This window comes from Bacteroides celer (assembly GCF_002632415.2).
Classification (GTDB): Bacteria; Bacteroidota; Bacteroidia; order Bacteroidales; family Bacteroidaceae; genus Bacteroides.
On sequence record NZ_CP178209.1, the window covers coordinates 2,677,626 to 2,700,452 of the forward strand.

Consider the following 22,827-nt stretch of genomic DNA (forward strand, 5'->3'; position numbering starts at 1 on the left):
TTACTTTGGTTTCAAGACAAAAGAAAGAAGATATGTGCACGAACACGAAAGGAATTACGGAAAAATATCCGTAATTCCTTTCTTTTTTCCTCCCGAATCCCAATCTTATTTATTACTTTTGCGGCAAATTTATGAAACCATTATTTTATATAGCATGGCAAATGTAATAAAGTTACGTAAAGGCCTTGACATAAACCTGAAAGGAAAAGCTGCTGAAACGTACGCAACAGTAAAAGAACCGGGATTCTACGCACTTGTACCCGATGACTTTCCTGGAGTGACGCCTAAGGTAGTTGTGAAAGAGCAGGAATATGTAATGGCTGGTGGACCCTTGTTTATCGACAAGTATCATCCTGAAGTGAAATTTGTTTCGCCGGTGAGCGGCGTGGTGACGAGTGTAGAACGTGGTGCTCGTCGTAAGGTATTGAACATCGTAGTAGAAGCTGCTGCAGAGCAGGACTATGAAGATTTTGGGAAAAAGAATGTTGCTTCAATGGATGCTGAAGCTGTGAAATCCGCTCTGTTGGAAGCCGGACTTTTCGCGTTTATCAAACAGCGTCCTTATGACATCATTGCAGATCCGACGGTAACCCCGAAAGGAATCTTCATCTCCGCATTCGATACCAATCCATTGGCTCCGGATTTCGAGTTCGCCCTCAAAGGCGAAGAAGCAAACTTCCAGACAGGGCTTGATGCTCTTGCCAAACTGGCAAAAACCTACCTGAACATCAGTGTGAAACAGAACGCTGCTGCACTGACACAGGCTAAGAACGTTACAATCACCGCATTCGACGGACCGAACCCTGCAGGTAATGTAGGCGTTCAGATCAACCACCTCGACCCCGTATCCAAGGGCGAAACGGTATGGACCATTGATCCGCAAGCCGTAATCTTCATCGGTCGCCTTTTCAATACAGGCCATGTAGATTTCACCCGTACAGTAGCTGTGACAGGTTCCGAAGTGTTGAAACCTGCATACTGCAAACTCCAGGTAGGCGCATTGCTCACCAACGTGTTTGCCGGCAATGTAACAAAAGACAAAGACTTACGCTATATCAGCGGTAACGTACTGACAGGAAAGCAAGTTTCTCCGAACGGATTCTTGGGCGCATTCCACAGCCAACTGACTGTTATCCCCGAAGGTGACGACATTCACGAAATGCTCGGATGGATCATGCCGCGCTTCAACCAGTTCAGTGCCAACCATTCTTATTTCAGCTGGTTGATGGGTAAGAAGGAATATACGTTGGATGCCCGTATCAAAGGTGGTGAACGTCACATGATTATGTCGGGTGAATACGATAAGGTATTCCCGATGGACATTCTGCCCGAATATCTGATTAAAGCAATCATCGCCGGTGACATCGACCGTATGGAAGCGCTTGGCATCTATGAAGTGGCTCCTGAAGATTTCGCTCTTTGCGAATTCGTCTGCTCTTCGAAGATGGAACTGCAACGCATCGTTCGTGCCGGACTTGATATGCTCCGTTCGGAAATGGCATAGGAGAATTAAAAAAAGTAAAAAGTAAAAATTAAAAATGATAGTTGAGACTTTATGAAATTGTCTTCTGGTAAACACAGCGTAGCCTTTTCTCGATTCTCAATTTTCAATTCTCAATTTAATAAATGAAAGCGTTAAGAAATTATCTCGATAAGATAAAGCCGAACTTTGAAGAGGGCGGCAAATTCCACGCATTCCAGTCGGTGTTTGACGGCTTCGAAACATTCCTGTTCGTGCCCAACAAGACTGCGAAAACGGGAACGCACATACATGACGCAATTGATAGCAAGCGTATCATGTCGATTGTGGTTATTTCGTTGGTACCGGCTTTGCTGTTCGGTATGTATAACGTAGGTTACCAGCATTTCACTCACACGGGTGCTAGTGGTAGCTTTATCGAAATGTTTGCATACGGATTCCTGGCAGTACTGCCTAAAATTATCGTATCTTATGTAGTAGGTTTGGGTATTGAGTTCGTGGTAGCTCAATGGAAGAAAGAAGAAATACAGGAGGGATTCCTCGTTTCCGGTATCTTGATCCCGATGATCGTTCCGGTAGACTGTCCGCTGTGGATTCTTGCCGTAGCTACTGCATTCTCTGTTATTTTCGCAAAAGAAGTATTCGGTGGTACAGGTATGAACGTTTTCAACGTTGCGTTGATTACTCGTGCATTCTTGTTCTTCGCATATCCGACTAAGATGTCCGGTGACGCCGTTTGGGTGTCAGGCGACAGTATCTTCGGTCTGGGACAAAGCGTAGACGGACTTACCGTTGCTACTCCGCTGGGACAAGCTGCTACATCTGGTAGTGTTCCTGCATTCAACATGGATATGATTACAGGTCTGATTCCGGGTTCGATCGGTGAAACCAGTGTGATCGCTATTCTGATTGGTGCGGTTATCTTGCTTTGGACAGGCGTTGCTAGTTGGAAGACTATGATTTCCGTATTTGTCGGTGGTGCATTTATGGCATGGGTATTCAACTCAATCGGCATGGAAAACAACACAATGGCTCAAATGCCTTGGTACGAACACCTCGTTCTCGGTGGTTTCTGCTTCGGTGCCGTATTTATGGCTACCGACCCTGTGACTTCCGCACGTACAGAAAGAGGTAAATATATCTTCGGATTCCTGATCGGTGTGATGGCTATCGTTATCCGCGTATTGAATCCGGGTTATCCGGAAGGTATGATGCTTGCCATCCTGCTGATGAACATCTTCGCTCCGCTGATTGACTACTGTGTAGTACAAAGCAATATCAGCCGTCGCGAGAAACGCACTATCAAGTCTAACCAATAAATACCGAAAGAAAATGAATACGAATAGTAATAGTTATACTATCATTTATGCTTCGGTAATGGTTATTATCGTAGCATTCCTGCTGGCATTCGTTAGTTCTTCACTGAAATCTACACAAGACAAGAATGTGCAGTTGGACACTAAGAAACAAATCCTCGCTGCATTGAACATTAAGAATGTGGAAGATGCGGATGCTGAATATCAGAAATATGTGAAAGGGGACATGCTGATGAACGTAGACGGTACGCTGACTGAAAATACAGGCGAATTTGCTACCAACTACGAGAAAGAAGCGAAAGAACAACAACGTCTGCACGTGTTTGTGTGCGAAGTGGACGGTCAGACTAAATATGTAGTTCCTGTTTACGGTGCCGGTCTTTGGGGCGCTATCTGGGGATACGTTGCACTGAACGAAGATAAAGATACCGTTTACGGTACTTACTTCTCACACGCTAGTGAAACTCCGGGTCTGGGTGCTGAAATTGCAACCGAACATTTCCAAAACGAATTTGTAGGTAAGAAGACTTTGGAAAATGGAGCTATCACTTTGGGAGTCGTAAAAAATGGCAAGGTAGAGAAACCTGATTACCAAGTGGATGGTATCTCCGGTGGTACAATCACTTCAGTAGGTGTAGATGCCATGTTGAAGTCTTGCCTGAATAGTTACTTGAGTTTTTTAACTAAATAATAAGGAGGAGAAAGATAGAATATGGGACAACTGTTTTCAAAGAAAAATAAAGAAGTATTCTCTGCTCCGCTGGGAATTGATAATCCGGTAACCGTACAGGTGCTCGGTATCTGTTCTGCACTTGCTGTTACCGCAAAGCTGGAGCCTGCCATCGTGATGGGACTTTCAGTAACGGTGATTACTGCATTTGCCAACGTTGTTATTTCACTGTTGCGTAAGACGATTCCTAACCGCATCCGCATCATCGTCCAGTTGGTTGTGGTAGCTGCTTTGGTAACTATCGTAAGTGAAATCCTGAAAGCGTTTGCTTACGACGTAAGCGTACAGCTCTCTGTTTATGTAGGTTTGATTATCACCAACTGTATCTTGATGGGACGTCTGGAAGCATTTGCCATGCAGAACGGTCCTTGGGAGTCTTTCTTGGATGGTGTAGGTAATGGTTTAGGCTATGCTAAGATTTTGATTATCGTTGCTTTCTTCCGCGAATTGTTTGGTTCGGGAACATTGCTTGGTTTCAATATCCTGAATTATGAACCGATTCAAAATATCGGATACGTAAACAACGGCTTGATGTTGATGCCGCCGATGGCATTGATTATCGTAGCATGCATTATCTGGTATCAACGTGCACGTCATAAAGAATTGCAAGAACAAAGTAATTAATTATTTCTGATTTCTGAATTATGATTTATGTCTAGCTTTATAGTCATAGTCGCATGATAAGTCTGCTGAATCATAAATTATAAATCATAAATCATAAATCAAAAAGAATTATGGAACATTTATTAAGTTTATTCGTCCGCTCTATCTTTGTGGACAACATGATATTCGCATTCTTCTTGGGTATGTGTTCATACCTGGCTGTTTCGAAGAATGTGAAGACTGCCGTAGGACTGGGTATCGCCGTGACTTTCGTGTTGCTGGTGACGCTTCCGGTCAACTACCTGTTGCAAACTAAGGTGCTGGCTGCCAATGCTATCATTGAAGGTGTCGACCTTAGCTTCTTGAGTTTTATTCTTTTCATTGCCGTAATTGCCGGTATCGTGCAATTGGTGGAGATGGTGGTAGAACGCTTCACTCCGTCACTGTATGCTTCGCTGGGTATCTTCCTGCCGTTGATTGCCGTTAACTGTGCGATCATGGGTGCCTCTCTGTTTATGCAACAACGTATTAACGTTGGTCCGAGTGATCCGAAATACATTGGTGATATTTGGGATGCCCTCTCTTATGCATTGGGTTCCGGTATCGGTTGGTTGCTGGCTATCGTAGGTCTGGCTGCTATCCGCGAGAAAATGGCTTACTCTGACGTGCCTGCTCCGTTGAAGGGCTTGGGTATCACATTTATCACAGTAGGTCTGATGGCAATCGCATTTATGTGTTTCTCTGGTTTGAACATCTAAAAAGAAAGGAATAAGACAATGGATATGAATTTAATATTAGCGAGCATTGGGGTATTCCTTGTGGTTATTCTGTTGCTTGTTGTAATCTTGTTGGTTGCCAAGAATTTCTTGGTACCATCAGGAAACGTAAAACTGACAATCAACGGCGAAAAGGAATTGGAAGTGGCTTCCGGTTCTACTTTGTTGAATACGCTGTCTGTAAATGGGATATTCCTGTCATCTGCTTGTGGTGGTAAGGGATCTTGCGGACAGTGCAAATGCCAAGTACTCGAAGGAGGTGGCGAAATCCTGCCTTCTGAGGTTCCTCACTTCAGTCGCAAACAGCAGCAAGACCACTGGCGTCTGGGTTGTCAGGTGAAAGTGAAAGGCGATATGTCAATCAAGATTGACGAATCTGTACTTGGTGTGAAAGAGTGGGAGTGTGAAGTAATCTCCAACAAGAATGTGGCTACATTTATCAAAGAGTTCATCGTTGCTCTGCCTAAAGGCGAACACATGGACTTTATCCCGGGTTCTTACGCACAGATTAAGATTCCTAAATTTTCAATGGACTATGATAAGGACATTGATAAGAGCTTGATTGGTGACGAATATCTTCCTGCATGGGAGAAATTCGGTTTGCTGGGTCTGAAGTGTAAGAACGACGAGGAAACAATCCGTGCTTACTCTATGGCCAACTATCCTGCCGAAGGTGACCGTATCATGTTGACAGTACGTATCGCTACTCCGCCGTTCAAACCGAAAGAACAAGGTCCTGGATTTATGGACGTAATGCCGGGTATCGCTTCTTCTTATATCTTTACCCTGAAACCGGGTGACAAGGTAATAATGAGCGGTCCTTACGGAGACTTCCACCCAATCTTCGATTCTAAGAAGGAAATGATGTGGATTGGTGGTGGTGCCGGTATGGCTCCGTTGCGTGCGCAAATCATGCACTTGACCAAGACATTGCATACTACTGACCGTAAGATGTCTTACTTCTACGGTGCTCGTGCGCTGAATGAAGTGTTCTATCTGGAAGATTTCTTGCAAATCGAAAAGGATTTCCCGAACTTTACTTTCCATCTGGCACTCGACCGTCCGGATCCTGCTGCTGATGCTGCAGGCGTGAAGTATACTCCGGGATTCGTTCACAACGTAATCTACGAAACTTACCTGAAGAATCACGAAGCTCCTGAAGATATTGAATACTATATGTGTGGTCCTGGCCCGATGTCGAAAGCTGTTGAGAAGATGCTCGACGATCTTGGCGTTCCGGCACAGAACCTGATGTTCGATAACTTCGGAGGATAATTCGCGGAAGAGAACAACCGGTCGGTAAAATGACCGGAAAGAATATATCAAACAGAGCGGGAAATCTGAAAAGCAGTAGTGCTTCTTGGGTTTCCCGCTTCTTTTTTAGGGTGTTCCATGATGTCTTTACGCAATGTTTTCTATCTATTTTATGTCTGTTTAAAAGATAGTTCTCCTTTTTTATCTGTACTTATCTATTATATTCGTATATTTGGCTACACAATAGAATTTTTAAACACAATAGGTTATGGAATATCATCGTATATCTTTCATCCACAATGATACAGAGTATTCATTTGTTAAAGCAATGAGTTCGAACTTAACGGGATATGCATTAGTAACGGCTTGTAGGGCAGAAGTAACCATTTACATGAAAGAGAACAACCTGAAAGGTTATTATATATTGACCGGTATGGCTAAAGTTTGATTGTATTTTTGTCTCCGTACCCTTTCCTTTTTGTATCTTTGCCTCCATGTTAGAGAAAAATGAAATTATACAAGCGGCTCTCCGCAATTTGAAGATTGAAGAGCTGAATCCGATGCAGGAAGCATCACTTGAACAAGCTACCGGAAGAAAAGACGTTATACTGTTGTCACCGACAGGATCGGGCAAGACATTGGCTTATCTGTTACCTTTGCTCCTTACCCTAAAACCGAATGATGACAGCGTGCAGGTACTGATTCTGGTTCCTTCACGTGAGTTGGCATTGCAAATAGACTCTGTGTTCAAAGCAATGGGGACTTCCTGGAAAACCTGTTGTTGTTATGGTGGACATCCTATCGCTGAAGAAAAGAAGAGTATAGTGGGTAATCACCCTGCTATCATCATCGGTACTCCGGGACGTATCACCGACCATCTGTCGAAAGGTTATTTCAATCCCGAAACCATCGAGACTTTAATTATCGATGAGTTTGACAAATCTTTGGAGTTTGGTTTCCATGATGAAATGGCAGAGATTATCACACAACTTCCGGGATTAAAAAAACGTATATTGCTTTCGGCTACCGATGCTGAAGAGATTCCTGAATTTACAGGATTGAACCGCACGGTGAAGTTGGACTTCCTTTCGGACGCTTCTGAAGAGCAGGAGTCCCGTTTGAAACTGATGAAGGTGCTTTCTCCTTCCAAAGATAAGATTGATACTTTATATAATCTGCTTTGTACATTGGGAAGCAGTTCGAGCATCGTATTCTGTAATCATCGGGATGCAGTGGATCGTGTGCATCAGTTATTGGCGGATAAAAAACTGTCTGCGGAACGTTTTCATGGTGGTATGGAACAGCCGGACCGCGAACGTGCGCTCTATAAATTCCGTAACGGCAGTTGTCATGTGTTGATTTCTACCGATTTGGCTGCCCGTGGACTGGATATTCCGGAGGTGGGACATATTGTTCATTATCATTTGCCGGTGAATGAAGAAGCTTTTACGCACCGCAATGGACGAACAGCACGTTGGGATGCTACCGGAACGTCCTATCTGATTTTGCATGCCGAAGAGAAACTTCCTCCGTATATCCCGGAAGATATGGAAACAGTTGTGTTACCTGAAAATCCTCCCCGTCCTCCGAAATCGGTTTGGGCTACCATTTATATAGGTAAAGGAAAAAAGGAGAAACTTAGCCGGATAGATATTGCCGGATTCTTATATAAAAAAGGTAATCTGACGCGCGAAGATGTCGGAGCGATTGACGTCAAAGAACATTATGCTTTTGTCGCTGTTCGCCGGGCTAAGGTGAAGCAACTCTTGAATCTGATTCAGGGGGAGAAAATCAAAGGAATGAAGACTATTATAGAAGAAGCGAAGTAAAGATCTTTTCTGTAAGATACCTTACTTGACATCTATGGATAACAAAATGGTGTATATATCCTGTATAAACCAATAAAAAGAAAGGAAAATCTGCTTTAAAACAGTATTTTTATAAGGAAAGATTTGTGCGGCGGAAATAAATTCGTAAATTCGCAAGGTCAAAAGACAAAAGTAACGAAATTGTTAAACCAAAAACAAACTTCAAATGAAAAAGCATAATTTCAATGCAGGACCTTCCATTCTTCCGCGTGAGGTGATAGAGGATACAGCGAAGGCTATTTTAGATTTCAACGGCTCTGGTCTCTCTTTGATGGAAATCAGCCACCGCGCCAAAGACTTCCAACCTGTGGTTGACGAAGCAGAGGCATTATTCAAGGAATTACTCAATATCCCCGAAGGCTATTCGGTACTGTTCTTGGGCGGAGGTGCTAGTATGGAGTTCTGCATGGTTCCTTATAACTTCCTCGAAAAAAAGGCTGCTTACCTGAACACTGGTGTATGGGCAAAGAAAGCAATGAAAGAAGCTAAAGGGTTTGGTGAAGTTGTAGAAGTTGCTTCCTCTGCTGAAGCTACATATACTTATATCCCCAAAGATTATACAATCCCAACAGACGCAGATTATTTCCACATCACGACTAACAACACAATTTACGGTACAGAATTGAAGAAAGACCTCGATTCTCCAGTTCCGATGATTGCCGATATGTCTTCTGATATTTTCTCACGTCCGATCGACGTTTCTAAATATATCTGTATTTATGGTGGTGCACAAAAGAATCTGGCTCCTGCAGGTGTTACATTCGTTATCGTTAAGAATGACGCTGTAGGTAAGGTTTCCCGTTACATCCCGTCAATGCTGAACTATCAGACACACATTGATAACGGTTCTATGTTCAATACTCCTCCGGTAGTGCCTATCTATGCTGCATTGTTGAACCTGCGCTGGATCAAAGCACAGGGTGGTGTGAAAGAAATGGAACGTCGTGCCATCGAAAAGGCTGATATGCTGTATGCTGAAATCGATCGTAACAAAATGTTTGTTGGTACTGCTGCCAAAGAAGACCGTTCACGCATGAATATCTGTTTCGTAATGGCTCCTGAATACAAGGAATTTGAAGCAGACTTCTTAAAGTTTGCTACTGAAAGAGGCATGGTAGGTATCAAAGGACACCGTTCTGTAGGTGGTTTCCGTGCATCTTGCTACAATGCTCTGCCGAAAGAAAGCGTACAGGCTTTGATCGACTGCATGCAGGAATTTGAAAAACTTCATTAATAATATTTTCACCACAGATTACACAGACGGACGCAGATTTTTTAATTCTGTGAGAATCTGGGTAATCTGTGGTGAGTCTTTATAAACAGAATTAGATTATGAAAGTACTTGTAGCTACTGAAAAACCGTTTGCTAAAGTTGCAGTAGATGGTATCCGTAAAGAAATAGAAGCAGCCGGATTTGAGCTTGCTTTACTTGAGAAATATACTGATAAGGCTCAATTGCTGGATGCAGTAAAAGATGCTAATGCTATCATTATCCGTAGCGATATTGTTGATGCAGAGGTGCTGGATGCTGCTAAAGAATTGAAAATCGTAGTCCGTGCCGGTGCAGGATATGACAACGTTGACCTGGCTGCTGCCACTGCTCACAATGTATGCGTGATGAACACTCCGGGACAGAATTCTAATGCTGTTGCCGAACTTGCTTTGGGTATGATGGTATATGCTGTCCGTAACTTCTATAACGGAACTTCCGGTACAGAATTGATGGGCAAGAAATTGGGTATCCATGCTTATGGAAACGTAGGCCGCAATGTAGCTCGTGTTGCCAAAGGTTTCGGAATGGAAGTGTATGCTTATGATGCATTCTGTCCGAAAGAAGTAATCGAAAAAGATGGTGTGAAAGCACTTGATTCTGCAGAAGAATTGTACAAGACTTGCCAGGTGGTATCTCTTCATATTCCGGCAACTGCCGAAACAAAGAACTCTATCAATTATGCTCTGTTGAAAGATATGCCGAAAGGTGCTATGTTGGTAAACACTGCCCGTAAGGAAGTGATTAACGAAGCAGAACTAATCAAATTGATGGAAGATCGTGCAGACTTCAAATATATCACAGATATTATGCCTGCTGCTAACGCAGAGTTTGCTGAAAAGTTTGCCGGACGTTATTTCTCAACTCCTAAGAAGATGGGTGCTCAAACTGCTGAAGCAAATATCAATGCCGGTATTGCTGCCGCTCAACAAATTGTTGGCTTCCTGAAAGATGGTTGCGAGAAATTTAGAGTAAACAAATAAGATTCTGAATAAGTCTGCCGGATTTTTCAGGATAACTATGATAGTATCTGAATAAAAACAATCCGTTGCAGAATGTCTTTTTTAGAAATAAGTAGTATATTTGAGCCACAGATTTTCAAGAAGTCTGTGGCTTTAATTTTTTACATATAAAATACTAATATCATGGCAATAATCAAACCTTTCAAGGGCATTCGTCCTCCGCAAAACCTCGTAGAACAGGTCGCTTCACGTCCTTATGATGTATTGAACTCTGAAGAAGCCCGCGCAGAAGCGGAAGGTAACGAAAAGTCTCTTTATCATATTATTAAACCGGAAATAGATTTCCCTGTTGGTACGGATGAACACGACGAACAGGTGTATGCTAAAGCTGCCGAGAATTTCCAACTGTTTCAGGACAAAGGCTGGTTGGTGCAGGATAATAAGGAAAACTATTATATCTATGCCCAGACGATGAACGGGAAAACGCAATACGGACTGGTGGTCGGTGCTTATGTTCCCGATTATATGAATGGTATTATCAAAAAGCATGAGCTTACCCGTCGTGACAAGGAAGAGGATCGTATGAAACATGTACGTGTGAACAACGCAAACATTGAGCCTGTTTTCTTTGCTTATCCTGACAATGAGAAGTTGGATGTTATTATAAAGAAATATACAGCAAATAAGCCGGTTTATGACTTTATCGCTCCGGGTGATGGTTTTGGACATACTTTCTGGATTGTCGACCAGGAGGCAGATATTGCTGCAATTACTGCCGAATTTGCTAAAATGCCTGCCCTTTATATTGCTGACGGCCATCACCGTTCTGCCGCTGCTGCATTGGTGGGAGCAGAGAAAGCAAAACTGAATCCAAATCATCGCGGTGATGAAGAATATAATTACTTTATGGCTGTTTGCTTCCCGGCAAATCAGTTGACCATCATTGATTACAACCGTGTGGTGAAAGATCTTAATGGTTTGACTCCTGAACAATTCTTGGCTGCACTTGATAAAAACTTTGTAGTAGAAGAAAAAGGCGCGGACATCTATAAACCGTCCGGCTTGCATAATTTTTCACTCTATTTGGGTGGTAAATGGTATAGCTTGACCGCTAAGGCCGGTACGTATAATGATAACGACCCTATTGGGGTGCTTGATGTTACAATCTCTTCCAACCTGATTTTGGATGAAATTTTAGGCATAAAGGATCTGCGTTCTGATAAACGTATTGATTTTGTAGGTGGTATCCGTGGATTGGGAGAGCTCAAGAAACGTGTGGATAGTGGTGAAATGAAAGTGGCTTTGGCTCTCTATCCTGTATCTATGAAACAGTTGATGGATATTGCAGATACAGGCAATATTATGCCGCCGAAGACTACTTGGTTTGAACCGAAACTCCGTTCAGGGCTGGTGATTCATAAGTTAGATTAAGAAATATCTGTTATGCGAAAATCATTGTTGACGGGAATTATATCAATAGATGTGACGCTTGATTGATGTAGAAAAAATAGTGACGGGATATGCCCGGGATAGTGACGGTATCGTTGTGGTATACCGTCACTATTTTTATTGGATAGCGTCACTATTTTCAATCCCTCCAACTACCTATCATTGATAAGTGGAACATTAATATTTCCAAACGATAGATTGACTTTTCTTATTAAAGCCGTATCTTTGCAACATGACTGCTGAAGATACTTATAAAACCATCATTGAGCCTTCCGAAGGTATTTATACGGAAAAACGAAGCAAGTTCATTGCTATAGCCCTTCCTGTGCGTACTCTCGATGAGATAAAGATGCATCTTGAAACGTATCAGAAAAAGTATTATGATGCACGGCATGTATGCTATGCTTATATGTTGGGAGCTGCACGAAAGGATTTCCGTGCCAATGATAATGGAGAACCTTCCGGAACAGCGGGTAAACCCATTCTCGGACAGATAAACTCGAATGAACTGACGGATATACTGATTATAGTAGTCCGTTATTTTGGAGGAATCAAATTGGGAACGAGCGGATTGATCGTTGCTTACAAGGCTGCTGCTGCTGAAGCTATTGCTGCCGCTACCATTATAGAAAAGACGGTAGATGAGGAGGTGACGGTAATGTTTGAATATCCTTTTATGAACGATGTTATGCGCATTGTGAAAGAAGAAGAACCGGAGATTCTTAATCAGTCGTATGATATGGATTGTAGCATGACATTGCGGATTCGTCGTTCGATGATGTCTAAGTTGCGTGCACGTTTGGAGAAGGTGGAGACAGCGCGGATTCTTGATGATGAGAATATGTTGTAGGTAAAGTATTAGAGTGGTAATAGAGATAGAGAGTGGATCGCATGATAAATAAATGTCACATATTTTTTAGTCTGTTTTTAAGTTCCTTTGTATGGATAAGCGTTCAGGCGCAGGCACAAGTACAGGAGGCTCAAAAACTGGCTCCTAATAATATTCCTGTTCCGTGGTATTCGCAGAAAATCGCGGGATGTCCTTACTCGCATTGCTCTTTGGCTTCTTCGTTAATGGTCTTTGATTATTTTAAGGGAATGACGGCTGATACACAACGTACAGCCCAGGATGCAGAAAAGAAACTAATTGAATATCAGCGGAATTACTTTCTGAAAAAACGTGCTCCTTTCCGTCGCCGTACTTCGATAGGGCAGGGAGGATATTATTCTTTTGAAATTGATTCGTTGACACGTTATTATGAAAACATGATAAGTGCCGAACATTTCCAGCAGAAAGATTACCGGATATTGAAAGATTATATTGATCGTGGCATTCCTGTGCTTGTGAATGTGAGATATACAGGCGCAGTTCGTGGTTTGCGTCCCGGTCCGAGAGGGCATTGGATGGTACTTCGCGGCATTGATGATAAACATGTGTGGGTGAATGATCCCGGACGTTCGCCGGAGATGCGGACTAAAGGAGAAAACATCTGTTATCCTATTAAGAAACAGCCGGGTAACCCTTCCTATTTTGATGGTTGTTGGACGGGACGATTTATCATAGTCACTCCTAGAGAATGGATACGAAATTCCCTGTTTGCACAAGTAGGCAAGCTCCCTCCATTGGAGGAGGTGACTCATATAGTTCCTCCGGTTGTGTCGTCTGTAGCCTTACCGCAGGTTATCAATCAGTAGAAGCAACTCATAGTTAGGAAAATTCAGTAGTAGGATTAAGATAAAACATTTGTAGTAAAATAAAGAAGAACAAAAATATATGGCATTTGAAGCAACCAAAAAAGAATGGTGCGAACTCTATTCTTTCTTTCGTCTCTTAGCAGACGGAAAAGTAGTGTTAGGCACGGCAGAAGCAAAGGCGGGAGATACATTTTGGCCTGTTGCAATGATTCAACGGGAAGAACATGATGGAACACGTCAATATTATATTGAAGAAGATACGATTCGTATAGAAGGAGAGAATGGGAGTAAGTCCATGCCTCGTGAAGATTTTGGTATTGTAGCTGATCTGATATTGCAGGCAGTGAAATCTTCTTCGGAAAATGATGTTGCTTCTCCGGAAGGAGTAGAAGAGTTTTTAGACGAAGCTGCCATTTTCGATTTGGAAGCAAAAACAGAAGATCGTACAGATTTTTCCGTTGCATTTTGGCATCCGAAAGCTCCGTTAAGAGGGTTCAATGTCCGCTCACGATTGGGCGCAATGAATCCGTTGCTGGACGGAGGACGTGCAGCGAATCTTAAATTGGAACAGAGCGGAATCAAATTTGCTACTCCAACAGTGAATAAAATCAATGCTTTGCCTGAATCTCCGAATGAGGTTGCCGAACGGATGATGATGATCGAACGTTTGGGTGGCGTACTTAAATACGCTGATGTAGCCGACCGTGTGTTCCGCAGTAATCTGTTGATGATTGATCTGCATTTTCCACGTGTACTGACAGAAATGGTTCGTATCATGCATTTGGATGGCATCTCCCGTATTGGTGAGTTGACAGAAATTATCAAACAAATGAATCCGTTGAAGATTAAAGATGAACTAATCAATAAGCATAAGTTCTATGAATTCAAGATGAAGCAGTTCTTGATGGCATTAGCATTGGGAATGCGTCCTGCAAAGATTTACAATGGATTGGATTCGGCTGTGGAAGGTATTCTGTTGGTGGATGGAAGTGGAGAAGTGCTCTGTTATCATAAATCGGAAAAGCAAATAATGGAGGATTTCTTGTTTCTAAATACTCGTTTAGAAAAAGGATCTTTAGAGAAAGACAAATACGGATTTTTGGAGAGGGAGAATGGAGTCTATTATTTCAAACTGAATGCAAAGATTGGGCTGGTCAAACGGTAGAAAAGTACGAAGCATTGATGAGTCAAACTAATAATGATGACATACTTATATAAAATACTTGTTATCCATGAAAACAAATGAAGTTTTAGAGAACATGAAAGCACGCCGTAGCGTACGGGCTTATACAGGCCAGCAAGTTTCAGAAGAGGATTTGCAGGCCATTTTGGAAGCTGCAACTTATGCACCGAGTGGAATGCATTTGGAAACATGGCATTTTACAGCTATTCAAAATATGGATAAGTTGACAGAACTGAATGAACGGATTAAAGGAGCTTTTGCAAAAAGCGACGATTCTCGTTTGCAGGAACGTGGACATAGCAAGACTTATTGTTGCTATTATCATGCTCCGACTTTAGTGATTGTATCTAATGAGCCTACTCAATGGTGGGCTGGTATGGATTGTGCCTGTGCTATAGAAAATATGTTTCTGGCTGCCCAGTCTTTAGGTATCGGCTCTTGTTGGATCAATCAGTTGGGAACAACATGTGACGATCCGGAGGTTCGTGAATTTATTACTGCTTTAGGTGTTCCTGCCAATCATAAAGTCTACGGTTGTGTAGCTCTGGGATATGCCGATCCTAAGATTCCGATGAAAGAGAAAAAGATAAAAGCCGGTGCGATAACCATCGTGGAATAGAAATACCCGGCACTCTATTTGTGAAACGACATTTCATTATTCTTGAAGCGGTACCTTGATGTTCTTGGTCCGACACCTCAATACGCTTAAAGCGGTGTCTTACGATACTTAAAGTGGTGCTTTACACATTGTAAAGCGGCACTTTAGGACTCCTAAAACGCCGCTTTATTTTTATACTATCTTTTCCTGATTTAGGTAGACTGTCTGCCCTGTTTCAAAAGGACATATCAGTCAAAAGATCCATATCGGGTTGGCAACAGTTTGCGGTCTCCCAAGGTATTATCTACGCGAGCTACATTTATCCAGAATTTATTATCACGTACGCTTTCTATAGGATAGGCTGCTTTCTCGCGTGTATATGAGTGTTCCCAACGATCACTTACAATTTCGTATTCCGGATGAGGAGCATTAATCAATACATTATCATCTTTATCCGCTTCGCCATTCTTTACTTCTTGAATTTCTTTCCAGATATTCAGCATGACATCTACGAAATTGTCTAGTTCTGCCAGACTTTCACTTTCTGTCGGTTCAATCATCAACGTACCGTGGACAGGGAAAGAGAGGGTAGGAGCATGATAACCATAATCCATCAGACGTTTGGCAATATCATTCTCCGAGATACCTGCTTCCTCATGTACTTTCCGGCATTCCAGAATCATTTCGTGTCCTACGAAACCGTTGGCTCCCCGATAAACAACTCCATACGTATCTTTCAGACAAGTAGCCAGATAATTAGCGTTCAGGATCGCAATTTTAGTTGCCTGTGTCAGTCCTTCTGCACCCATCATACGGATATATCCGTATGTGATAGGCAGAATACCTGCACTGCCGAATGGGGCTGCCGATACTTGATTTTGTGAATTGCCGAAGATTCCGTGTCCGGGAAGGAAAGGAACCAGATGTTCGGCTACGCAGATAGGACCGACTCCCGGACCTCCGCCACCATGAGGGGAAGCGAATGTTTTATGAAGATTCAAGTGACAGACATCTGCACCGATGAATCCCGGATTGGTTAATCCTACCTGTGCATTCATGTTGGCTCCGTCCATATATACTTGTGCACCACAGGCGTGAATGATGTCGCAAATCTCTTTTATCTCGGTCTCGAAGATACCATGTGTAGAAGGATAAGTAATCATCAGTGCAGCCAATTCATCTTTATTTTCTTCAGCTTTTGCACGTAGGTCAGCCATTTCTACATTCCCCTGCTCGTCGCATGCACAGGTAACAGTTACGAAGCCTGCCTGTATAGCAGACGCAGGATTTGTTCCGTGAGCCGAAGCTGGAATCAAGACTTTGTTCCGGTGTCCCTGACCGATACTTTCGAGATAGGCACGAATTACACGAAGGCCTGCATATTCTCCCGCAGCACCCGAATTGGGTTGTAGGCTGACTCCTGCAAATCCGGTGATAACTTTCAAATCTTCACTTAGGTTCTTGATTAATTCACGATAACCTTCTGCCTGGTCTTCCGGGACCAGCGGGTGCATACCCATAAACTCGGGACGGCTTAAAGGCAACATTTCCGCGGCTGCATTCAGCTTCATTGTACATGAACCGAGGGAAATCATAGATTGTGCAAGAGAAATATCTTTGCGGTTCAGACGTTTGATGTAACGCATCATCTCTGTTTCCGTGTGATACTTGCTGAATACTTCGTGTGTCAGGAAAGGCGTTGTACGTTTCAAAGCCTTGTCGATATTGCTTCTTTCCGGAATATCGTCCACTTTCTGATAATCTTTTCCGGCGGCAATGGCAAAAATCGAGAGCAACACATTGGCAGCTGCCACGTCTGTTGTTTCGTCAATGCTGAAACCGACATTGCCATTTTCATAATAGCGCAGATTAACTTCTTTGGTAAGTGCTATCGTACGGATTTGCTGTGCCGAAACGTGTTCGGGCAATTCGAAACGTAAGGTGTCAAAGTATTGAGCGTTGACTTGTGTATATCCGCATTTCTTTAATTGCTTTTCAAGAAATACAGTAATGCTGTGTATACGCGATGCAATTGTAGTGATACCCTCCTGACCGTGATAAACAGCATAAAAGCCTGCCATAGTAGCTAATAGTGCTTGTGCGGTACAGATATTTGAAGTTGCTTTTTCCCGTTTGATATGTTGTTCACGTGTCTGTAAAGCCATTCGGTAGCAGAGCTTGCCATATTTGTCTTTGGACCATCCGATGATTCGTCCCGGCATATTCCGTTTATATTCATCTTTGGTAGCAAAGAAAGCAGCCGACGGACCGCCATAGAACATTGGAGTACCCAGACGTTGTGTGGTTCCGAATACAATATCTGCTCCCCATTCTCCCGGAGGAGTTAGCAGGGCGAGACTTAAAATATCAGCGGCAACAGCTACTTTGCAGTCTGCAGCATGTGCCTTTTCGGTAAATTCGGAATAGTCCTCTACGTTTCCATGTGAGTTCGGATATTGCAGAATACAGGCAAACACTTCCGGTGAAGGTTCAAAATCTTTATATTTGCCTACACGTAGTTCGATGCCTTGGGGTACGGCACGTGTAGTCATAACAGCTAATGTCTGCGGAAAAATATTCTCGTCTACGAAGACTGCGTTCGCATTGGCTTTCTGTTGTGCGCGAGAGCGTAAGGCATACATCATGCTTACGGCTTCGGCGGCGGCAGTTGCTTCGTCCAGAAGTGAGCAGTTGGCGAGTGGCATGGCAGTAAGATCACATACGGCTGTCTGGAAATTCATCAATGCTTCCAGACGTCCTTGCGATACCTCTGTCTGGTACGGAGTGTAAGAAGTATACCATACCGGGTTTTCGAATACATTCCGCTGGATAACGGCCGGAGTGATCGTGTTGTACCATCCCAAACCGATATATGTAGTATATAGTTTGTTTTTAGCTGCCAGTTCAGCGATGTGTTTTCCAAATTCGTATTCCGTCAGCGGACTAGTCAATGCTAGTGGCTCTTTCAGCCGTATATTGGCGGGAATTGTCTGATTAATCAGTTCGTCCAGTGAGTTCACGCCAATTTTGCGGAGCATTATGGCTGTATCTTGTTCATTGATGCCGATGTGACGGCTAGCTAACAAATCGGTTTTCATAATAATCAAGTATTAAATTAAGTGTTAAGTATCAAGTATTAAGTATTACCGCAGTTAATGGGCGATTCACCTTGTTAATACCTAATACTTGATACTTATTCTTTTTTTATTATCTAAAAAATGGGTTTTCAGCTTTCTCCATTCCGATAGTCGTGGGAGCACCGTGCCCCGGATAAACGACTGTTTCGTTGGGGAGAACAAATAAACGGCTGCAAATATGTTCTATCAGTTCATCGAAGTTACCTCCTGTGAGATCAGCGCGGCCGATGCTGCCTTGGAACAGGACGTCGCCGGAGAACATGCAGTTGTCTTCTTTGCAATAGTACACCAAGCTACCGGGTGAATGTCCGGGCACGTGTATCGCTTCCAGTTTGGTATGTCCGAAAGTGATGATATCTCCGTCATGCAGGTATTTGCCCAGTGGTACAGGTTCTTCCTGCAACTGAAAACCAAACATTCTGCTTTGTTTCGGTGCTTCGTCAATCCAGTACTCGTCTGCTTTGTTTGCTTCTGCCGATAATCCGAATTCTTTTAGCATGAACGGATTTCCGAAGATATGATCCAGGTGTAAATGAGTATTCAGCAGATGCTTTACATTCAGTTCATTGGTCAGAATGAACTTTTTCAGTGCCTGCTTTTCTTCTTCATAGAAACAGCCCGGATCAATTACGACTGCTTCTTTAGTGTCATCCCATAATACGTAGCAATTTACGGGAAACATATTAAATTCAAATCTTTTTATTTTCATGGTTTCTCTATGATTTATCATCTATCAGAACATATAGTCTTGTTTAAATCGGAACATATACCACTTTTTTTGTTTTAAAGAACTCTTCCTCGAAGTTGTCGCTCAAGCTATGAATGACCGTTTTATGTTTGAACGGCATTGTTTCGTGCTCCAGTTCACCGCCTTTGAGACAGATAAGTCCGTTGGGCAATGCATTCTGTTGTTTCGAAGAGATATTCTTTTTGATAATCTTAATCAAATCCGCCAAAGGCATTACGGCACGGCTGACAACAAAGTCGAACGTTTGTTTCTCCTCTTCTGCACGGGCATGGCGGAAAATCACATTTTTCAGTCCGATGGCATTTGCCACTTCGGTTGCTACACGTACTTTCTTGCCGATGCTGTCTACGAGGTGGAATTTTACCTCGGGAAACAGGATTGCTAAAGGAATGCCGGGAAAACCTCCTCCTGTACCCAAGTCCATGATGCTGGTTCCGGGGCGGAATTGGATGACTTTGGCAATGCCTAATGAATGGAGCACATGATGCTCATATAAATTCTCAATGTCCTTGCGGGAGATAACGTTGATTTTTGAATTCCAGTCAGTGTAGAGGTCGTATAGAGCTGCAAATTGTTTGCGCTGCTCTTCCGTCAGATCAGGAAAATATTTCAGTATGATTTCCACTGTTTGAATTTTGAATTATAAGTTTTGAATGATAGATGTGGATGAATATCCTATTCTGTCACATGGAAGTGATAACAACAGGATATTCATTGGTGTTCAGCTTTTTATGATTTTTAATTTTTCAGTTCTCCCAGAATTGGGTTACTGCCTAATAGATGTTCCATCATAGCAAATGGGATTGTTACCTTTACAGGTCCCATAGAATAAGGAGTGATATCATATACATTATAATAGAAGGTGACTCCTTCTTTGCTTAGGTAGAAATTCTCTGTCGGAGTGATGTCACCGGTTGAAGCATATCCCATGTCTTCCAATGCTTCGTGAGTGGTCACTTTGTTATCTGCCATGAGCTGATTCCAGATCAGGTCGGTCAATGCATCTTTGTAGTCTCCGACAAAAATATCATCGAGACGGAGCGGACGCATCAGGGTGAGGTCCATATTTAAATAAGTTGCCATGTAAATTCCATGTGCACCTCCGGTATATTCGTTATAGTCGATGCGATATACAAGTAGGTCTTTATCATACAGTTGCACATGGCTTTCTATACCTTTATAATAAGAATACCAGGCACCGATGGATGATTCGTCTTCCTTGTCTTTCTCATCCTCGGTATACATAGGCTCGAGATCGCGACGGTATTCACTGATATAATTCTCGGTATATTGCTTTACAACTTCTTCCGGTTTTTCACCGATGTATTTATCACCGAAACAGGCCGAAATGAAATAAGTATTCAGACTGTCTTTCAGCATATCATCCGATGATTTTACCGGATAAGCAAAATTAATAATAATATTGCAGGCCGGTTTGGCTGTATCATTGAAGAGGTGCGCTGTCTTATTCACTTGAATGCTATCAAACTGTAACGCACCTGTGTTTTTGTTCATCTTGTCATGACAAGAAAACAAAAAGCCGCTTACCGAAAGTATAATTGCAAGCAGACTGACATATTGTTTTTTCATACCCGTTTTTTCTGTAAATTCAACATTTGTTTTATCATTCACTATTGACAAATATAGATGAAATTCGTGAATCGGGCTAATAAAAACAGAAAAATTTGCAGCTATTTATCCCCTAAAATGGGATTGGCGGATATTATCCGCCAATCAATGCTTGCAAACTTTAGTGATATCTACTGTGAATCCATCTTCAGCAGGCATAAACTTCCCTTTCATTTTGAGAAATTCGATAAGGGTATCTACATCCATGTTTTCTGCCGAGCAAGTATAAAAACATTGCTGTGAGCCAAACTTCTTAATGATTGCTTCCCGCAATGATGATTCCGAGTAGCTATTTCCTTCCATCATGTGGAGGACTTCATGAGCATGTAATTGTTCCATAATCTTTTTTTTCTGCAAAGATAGGGCAGAGATTACTCAGAAACTGTAACATATGTGACAAAACTGCATAATATTCATTGAAAATTGAAAATAACCATTTCACTATACGTTCCTATTCTGAAAGGTGGTCCCCAAAGAGATAATCCGGAAGATACATACACGTGACTGTTTCCCCATTGGCGATAACCGTGGCTTTGCTCGAATATAGATTCGGTCACCCAACTAATAGGCCATATTTGTCCGTGGTGTGTATGCCCGCTGAATTGCAGGTCGATGCCGGCAGCTTCTGTTTCTTCTAAATCAAAAGGTTGATGATCCAATAAAATGATAGGTTTGCTTTTATTGACATTCACCATTAATTCTTGCAGGGAACGACGCTTGCGGTTATGGCGGTCATCACGTCCTATCAGTTGGATGCCATTAGGAAGTGTGACTACTGAATCGCGCAATAATTGTATTGGAGTGCTTTTTATATATCGGATACTTTCATCGATACCACTAATGTATTCGTGATTGCCGAGAACCATATAGATACCCATAGGAGCTTTCAAGTCGCCCAATTCTTCCGCCATATTCTCTGTATAAAGAGGTACGACGCTATTATCAATCAAGTCGCCACTAATCAGTATCAAGTCGGGATGCTGTGCATTTATCATTTCCACATATTTTTTTAATGCGGCTTTCCCTGTACCATTTCCCAAGTGAACATCGCTGATTGCAACGATTTTAATTGCTTGGGGAGTATCTTCATATTGTTTATTGGTTAAAATGCTGACTACATTGGTTTCCGGATGATGATAGTTATACACTCCATATCCCAGCAGTCCCAACGTGAACACTAAAGACAGATAGAACCTATATTTGCAGACAACTTTGAATAATTTCAAGATATCAAACAAAAGTAGGAATAATGCCATGTATAAAGTAAATATCAGCCAACTTGTTCCAATGGTGTACATCGAATGGGAGATAAAGACAGGTATCTCAAGGTTACGAGCCAGCATCGTGCCGAAAAAGGATAAAGCACATATCCAGAATAAAACGGTCAGGAATATTTTTACTCCGAGAGATTTAACCTTCAGAGCTTGTTTTGCTCTGATAAATATGTAGGCATTACCTACCAGATAAAGAGTGATAATAATCAGTAAATATGTAAGCATAGTGTTTACTTAAAAATCAGAGGAATTATTGGGGCAAAGATAGGTTTTATTGTTGAGTAAAAAGAGTTAATAGTGCTGATATGACTCTAAAATAGCCAAATAAAGGAAAGGGAATGGTGTCTGTAACGGATTGATTGAATCTTAATTACGAAAAATTATAGGAAAATCTGTTTTTATTCTTATCTTTGTCCTCTGAAATGAAAAGACTAGCCTACATAACAGCACTCATCCTCTCTCTCCTGATTATCTATTCAGGAGGCGGAGTCTCTATTGTGCGTTATTGCTGCGCCCGTTGTGAAACGGTGCAGAGCTGTTGTGATACAGGCTGTCCGAAGTGTAAAAAGGCTCATACTTGTGATTCAAAAAAAGGTTGTAAAGATAAAGGTTGTACAGCTACTATCTATAAGCTCGATTTGATGAAACATGCTACTGAACTGACAACATCTGCTTTAGTAGTCGATCTTTTGTGTGAGCATTTTTGCTATCTGTTGACTCCGACCTATGCGGATAAACCGGTAGAATATGATAGTCTGACCTCTCCGCCACCTCTCTGTTCGAGGCAGAAGCTGGCGTTATATTCCACTTATATTATTTAGCCACTATTTCTTTCTTATTTATTCCTTTGCTTTC

The 22,827-nt window shown here is 42.2% G+C and carries 22 protein-coding genes; 16 read left to right on the forward strand and 6 right to left on the reverse strand.

Annotated elements, in window-relative coordinates:
* Positions 1 to 154: 154 nt before the first annotated feature.
* The 15 genes from CJF29_RS10770 to CJF29_RS10840 all read left to right on the forward strand — a co-directional run bounded on the left by CJF29_RS10770 (position 155) and on the right by CJF29_RS10840 (position 15,205).
* Positions 155 to 1,504, forward strand: coding sequence for a Na(+)-translocating NADH-quinone reductase subunit A (locus tag CJF29_RS10770; protein WP_099145783.1), 1,350 nt, complete (start codon positions 155 to 157; stop codon positions 1,502 to 1,504).
* 122 nt (positions 1,505 to 1,626) lie between these two features.
* Entirely contained in the window at positions 1,627 to 2,799 is a 1,173-nt protein-coding gene (locus CJF29_RS10775) for an NADH:ubiquinone reductase (Na(+)-transporting) subunit B (protein WP_099145782.1), read from the forward strand.
* 13 nt (positions 2,800 to 2,812) lie between these two features.
* Positions 2,813 to 3,487, forward strand: coding sequence for a Na(+)-translocating NADH-quinone reductase subunit C (locus CJF29_RS10780; RefSeq protein WP_004300388.1), 675 nt, complete (start codon positions 2,813 to 2,815; stop codon positions 3,485 to 3,487).
* Positions 3,488 to 3,508: 21 nt separating this feature from the next.
* Positions 3,509 to 4,150, forward strand: a complete 642-nt coding sequence (locus tag CJF29_RS10785; protein WP_004300389.1) for an NADH:ubiquinone reductase (Na(+)-transporting) subunit D — start codon at positions 3,509 to 3,511, stop codon at positions 4,148 to 4,150.
* Between the two features lie 110 nt (positions 4,151 to 4,260).
* Positions 4,261 to 4,887 (forward strand): NADH:ubiquinone reductase (Na(+)-transporting) subunit E, encoded by a 627-nt coding sequence (gene nqrE / locus CJF29_RS10790; RefSeq protein WP_004306319.1) that lies wholly within the window; start codon positions 4,261 to 4,263, stop codon positions 4,885 to 4,887.
* 18 nt (positions 4,888 to 4,905) lie between these two features.
* Entirely contained in the window at positions 4,906 to 6,180 is a 1,275-nt protein-coding gene (gene nqrF, locus CJF29_RS10795) for an NADH:ubiquinone reductase (Na(+)-transporting) subunit F (RefSeq protein WP_008022130.1), read from the forward strand.
* A gap of 247 nt (positions 6,181 to 6,427) precedes the next feature.
* Positions 6,428 to 6,607 (forward strand): hypothetical protein, encoded by a 180-nt coding sequence (locus CJF29_RS10800; RefSeq protein WP_074557187.1) that lies wholly within the window; start codon positions 6,428 to 6,430, stop codon positions 6,605 to 6,607.
* 46 nt (positions 6,608 to 6,653) lie between these two features.
* Positions 6,654 to 7,988: a DEAD/DEAH box helicase gene (locus tag CJF29_RS10805; protein WP_099145781.1), complete on the forward strand. Its 1,335-nt coding sequence runs from the start codon at positions 6,654 to 6,656 to the stop codon at positions 7,986 to 7,988.
* A gap of 205 nt (positions 7,989 to 8,193) precedes the next feature.
* Complete coding sequence (gene serC / locus CJF29_RS10810) at positions 8,194 to 9,261, forward strand: 3-phosphoserine/phosphohydroxythreonine transaminase (protein WP_099145780.1); 1,068 nt, start codon at positions 8,194 to 8,196, stop codon at positions 9,259 to 9,261.
* 98 nt (positions 9,262 to 9,359) lie between these two features.
* A complete protein-coding gene (locus CJF29_RS10815) occupies positions 9,360 to 10,280 on the forward strand; it encodes an NAD(P)-dependent oxidoreductase (RefSeq protein WP_099145779.1) in 921 nt (306 codons plus the stop codon).
* Positions 10,281 to 10,442: 162 nt separating this feature from the next.
* Complete coding sequence (locus tag CJF29_RS10820; protein WP_099145778.1) at positions 10,443 to 11,690, forward strand: DUF1015 domain-containing protein; 1,248 nt, start codon at positions 10,443 to 10,445, stop codon at positions 11,688 to 11,690.
* A gap of 250 nt (positions 11,691 to 11,940) precedes the next feature.
* A complete protein-coding gene (locus tag CJF29_RS10825) occupies positions 11,941 to 12,558 on the forward strand; it encodes an IMPACT family protein (RefSeq protein ID WP_074636540.1) in 618 nt (205 codons plus the stop codon).
* A 41-nt stretch (positions 12,559 to 12,599) separates the two neighbouring features.
* A complete protein-coding gene (locus tag CJF29_RS10830) occupies positions 12,600 to 13,403 on the forward strand; it encodes a C39 family peptidase (protein ID WP_229128642.1) in 804 nt (267 codons plus the stop codon).
* 79 nt (positions 13,404 to 13,482) lie between these two features.
* Positions 13,483 to 14,568 (forward strand): HpaII family restriction endonuclease, encoded by a 1,086-nt coding sequence (locus CJF29_RS10835; RefSeq protein ID WP_099145777.1) that lies wholly within the window; start codon positions 13,483 to 13,485, stop codon positions 14,566 to 14,568.
* A gap of 67 nt (positions 14,569 to 14,635) precedes the next feature.
* The gene (locus tag CJF29_RS10840; protein WP_074636536.1) at positions 14,636 to 15,205 is read left to right on the forward strand and encodes a nitroreductase family protein; all 570 of its coding nucleotides are present in this window, start codon (positions 14,636 to 14,638) and stop codon (positions 15,203 to 15,205) included.
* A 227-nt stretch (positions 15,206 to 15,432) separates the two neighbouring features.
* On the opposite strand, the gene gcvP is transcribed toward CJF29_RS10840, so the two are convergent.
* The 6 genes from gcvP to CJF29_RS10870 all read right to left on the reverse strand — a co-directional run bounded on the left by gcvP (position 15,433) and on the right by CJF29_RS10870 (position 22,197).
* Positions 15,433 to 18,282 (reverse strand): aminomethyl-transferring glycine dehydrogenase, encoded by a 2,850-nt coding sequence (gene gcvP, locus CJF29_RS10845; RefSeq protein WP_099145776.1) that lies wholly within the window; start codon positions 18,280 to 18,282, stop codon positions 15,433 to 15,435.
* 109 nt (positions 18,283 to 18,391) lie between these two features.
* Positions 18,392 to 19,030, reverse strand: a complete 639-nt coding sequence (locus CJF29_RS10850; protein ID WP_004311627.1) for an MBL fold metallo-hydrolase — start codon at positions 19,028 to 19,030, stop codon at positions 18,392 to 18,394.
* A gap of 43 nt (positions 19,031 to 19,073) precedes the next feature.
* Positions 19,074 to 19,694 (reverse strand): 16S rRNA (guanine(527)-N(7))-methyltransferase RsmG, encoded by a 621-nt coding sequence (gene rsmG / locus CJF29_RS10855; protein WP_099145775.1) that lies wholly within the window; start codon positions 19,692 to 19,694, stop codon positions 19,074 to 19,076.
* Between the two features lie 113 nt (positions 19,695 to 19,807).
* A complete protein-coding gene (locus CJF29_RS10860; RefSeq protein WP_074557205.1) occupies positions 19,808 to 20,659 on the reverse strand; it encodes an RsiV family protein in 852 nt (283 codons plus the stop codon).
* A 144-nt stretch (positions 20,660 to 20,803) separates the two neighbouring features.
* Entirely contained in the window at positions 20,804 to 21,037 is a 234-nt protein-coding gene (locus CJF29_RS10865) for a YecH family metal-binding protein (RefSeq protein ID WP_099145774.1), read from the reverse strand.
* Between the two features lie 74 nt (positions 21,038 to 21,111).
* A complete protein-coding gene (locus CJF29_RS10870) occupies positions 21,112 to 22,197 on the reverse strand; it encodes a metallophosphoesterase (protein ID WP_074557208.1) in 1,086 nt (361 codons plus the stop codon).
* Positions 22,198 to 22,394: 197 nt separating this feature from the next.
* On the opposite strand from CJF29_RS10870, the gene CJF29_RS10875 reads away from it, so the two are divergent.
* On the forward strand, positions 22,395 to 22,793 hold the full coding sequence (locus CJF29_RS10875; protein ID WP_074557273.1) for a hypothetical protein: 399 nt from the start codon (positions 22,395 to 22,397) through the stop codon (positions 22,791 to 22,793).
* The last annotated feature ends 34 nt before the right edge of the window (positions 22,794 to 22,827 follow it).

What these genes read in the sequence shown, in the direction of transcription:
- CJF29_RS10770 (WP_099145783.1), top strand. Translation starts at nt 155, where the DNA reads ATGGCAAATGTAATAAAGTTACGTAAAGGCCTTGACATAAACCTGAAA.
- CJF29_RS10775 (WP_099145782.1), top strand. Translation starts at nt 1,627, where the DNA reads ATGAAAGCGTTAAGAAATTATCTCGATAAGATAAAGCCGAACTTTGAA.
- CJF29_RS10780 (WP_004300388.1), top strand. Translation starts at nt 2,813, where the DNA reads ATGAATACGAATAGTAATAGTTATACTATCATTTATGCTTCGGTAATG.
- CJF29_RS10785 (WP_004300389.1), top strand. Translation starts at nt 3,509, where the DNA reads ATGGGACAACTGTTTTCAAAGAAAAATAAAGAAGTATTCTCTGCTCCG.
- nqrE (WP_004306319.1), top strand. Translation starts at nt 4,261, where the DNA reads ATGGAACATTTATTAAGTTTATTCGTCCGCTCTATCTTTGTGGACAAC.
- nqrF (WP_008022130.1), top strand. Translation starts at nt 4,906, where the DNA reads ATGGATATGAATTTAATATTAGCGAGCATTGGGGTATTCCTTGTGGTT.
- CJF29_RS10800 (WP_074557187.1), top strand. Translation starts at nt 6,428, where the DNA reads ATGGAATATCATCGTATATCTTTCATCCACAATGATACAGAGTATTCA.
- CJF29_RS10805 (WP_099145781.1), top strand. Translation starts at nt 6,654, where the DNA reads ATGTTAGAGAAAAATGAAATTATACAAGCGGCTCTCCGCAATTTGAAG.
- serC (WP_099145780.1), top strand. Translation starts at nt 8,194, where the DNA reads ATGAAAAAGCATAATTTCAATGCAGGACCTTCCATTCTTCCGCGTGAG.
- CJF29_RS10815 (WP_099145779.1), top strand. Translation starts at nt 9,360, where the DNA reads ATGAAAGTACTTGTAGCTACTGAAAAACCGTTTGCTAAAGTTGCAGTA.
- CJF29_RS10820 (WP_099145778.1), top strand. Translation starts at nt 10,443, where the DNA reads ATGGCAATAATCAAACCTTTCAAGGGCATTCGTCCTCCGCAAAACCTC.
- CJF29_RS10825 (WP_074636540.1), top strand. Translation starts at nt 11,941, where the DNA reads ATGACTGCTGAAGATACTTATAAAACCATCATTGAGCCTTCCGAAGGT.
- CJF29_RS10830 (WP_229128642.1), top strand. Translation starts at nt 12,600, where the DNA reads ATGATAAATAAATGTCACATATTTTTTAGTCTGTTTTTAAGTTCCTTT.
- CJF29_RS10835 (WP_099145777.1), top strand. Translation starts at nt 13,483, where the DNA reads ATGGCATTTGAAGCAACCAAAAAAGAATGGTGCGAACTCTATTCTTTC.
- CJF29_RS10840 (WP_074636536.1), top strand. Translation starts at nt 14,636, where the DNA reads ATGAAAACAAATGAAGTTTTAGAGAACATGAAAGCACGCCGTAGCGTA.
- gcvP (WP_099145776.1), bottom strand. Translation starts at nt 18,282, where the DNA reads ATGAAAACCGATTTGTTAGCTAGCCGTCACATCGGCATCAATGAACAA.
- CJF29_RS10850 (WP_004311627.1), bottom strand. Translation starts at nt 19,030, where the DNA reads ATGAAAATAAAAAGATTTGAATTTAATATGTTTCCCGTAAATTGCTAC.
- CJF29_RS10860 (WP_074557205.1), bottom strand. Translation starts at nt 20,659, where the DNA reads ATGAAAAAACAATATGTCAGTCTGCTTGCAATTATACTTTCGGTAAGC.
- CJF29_RS10865 (WP_099145774.1), bottom strand. Translation starts at nt 21,037, where the DNA reads ATGGAACAATTACATGCTCATGAAGTCCTCCACATGATGGAAGGAAAT.
- CJF29_RS10870 (WP_074557208.1), bottom strand. Translation starts at nt 22,197, where the DNA reads ATGCTTACATATTTACTGATTATTATCACTCTTTATCTGGTAGGTAAT.
- CJF29_RS10875 (WP_074557273.1), top strand. Translation starts at nt 22,395, where the DNA reads ATGAAAAGACTAGCCTACATAACAGCACTCATCCTCTCTCTCCTGATT.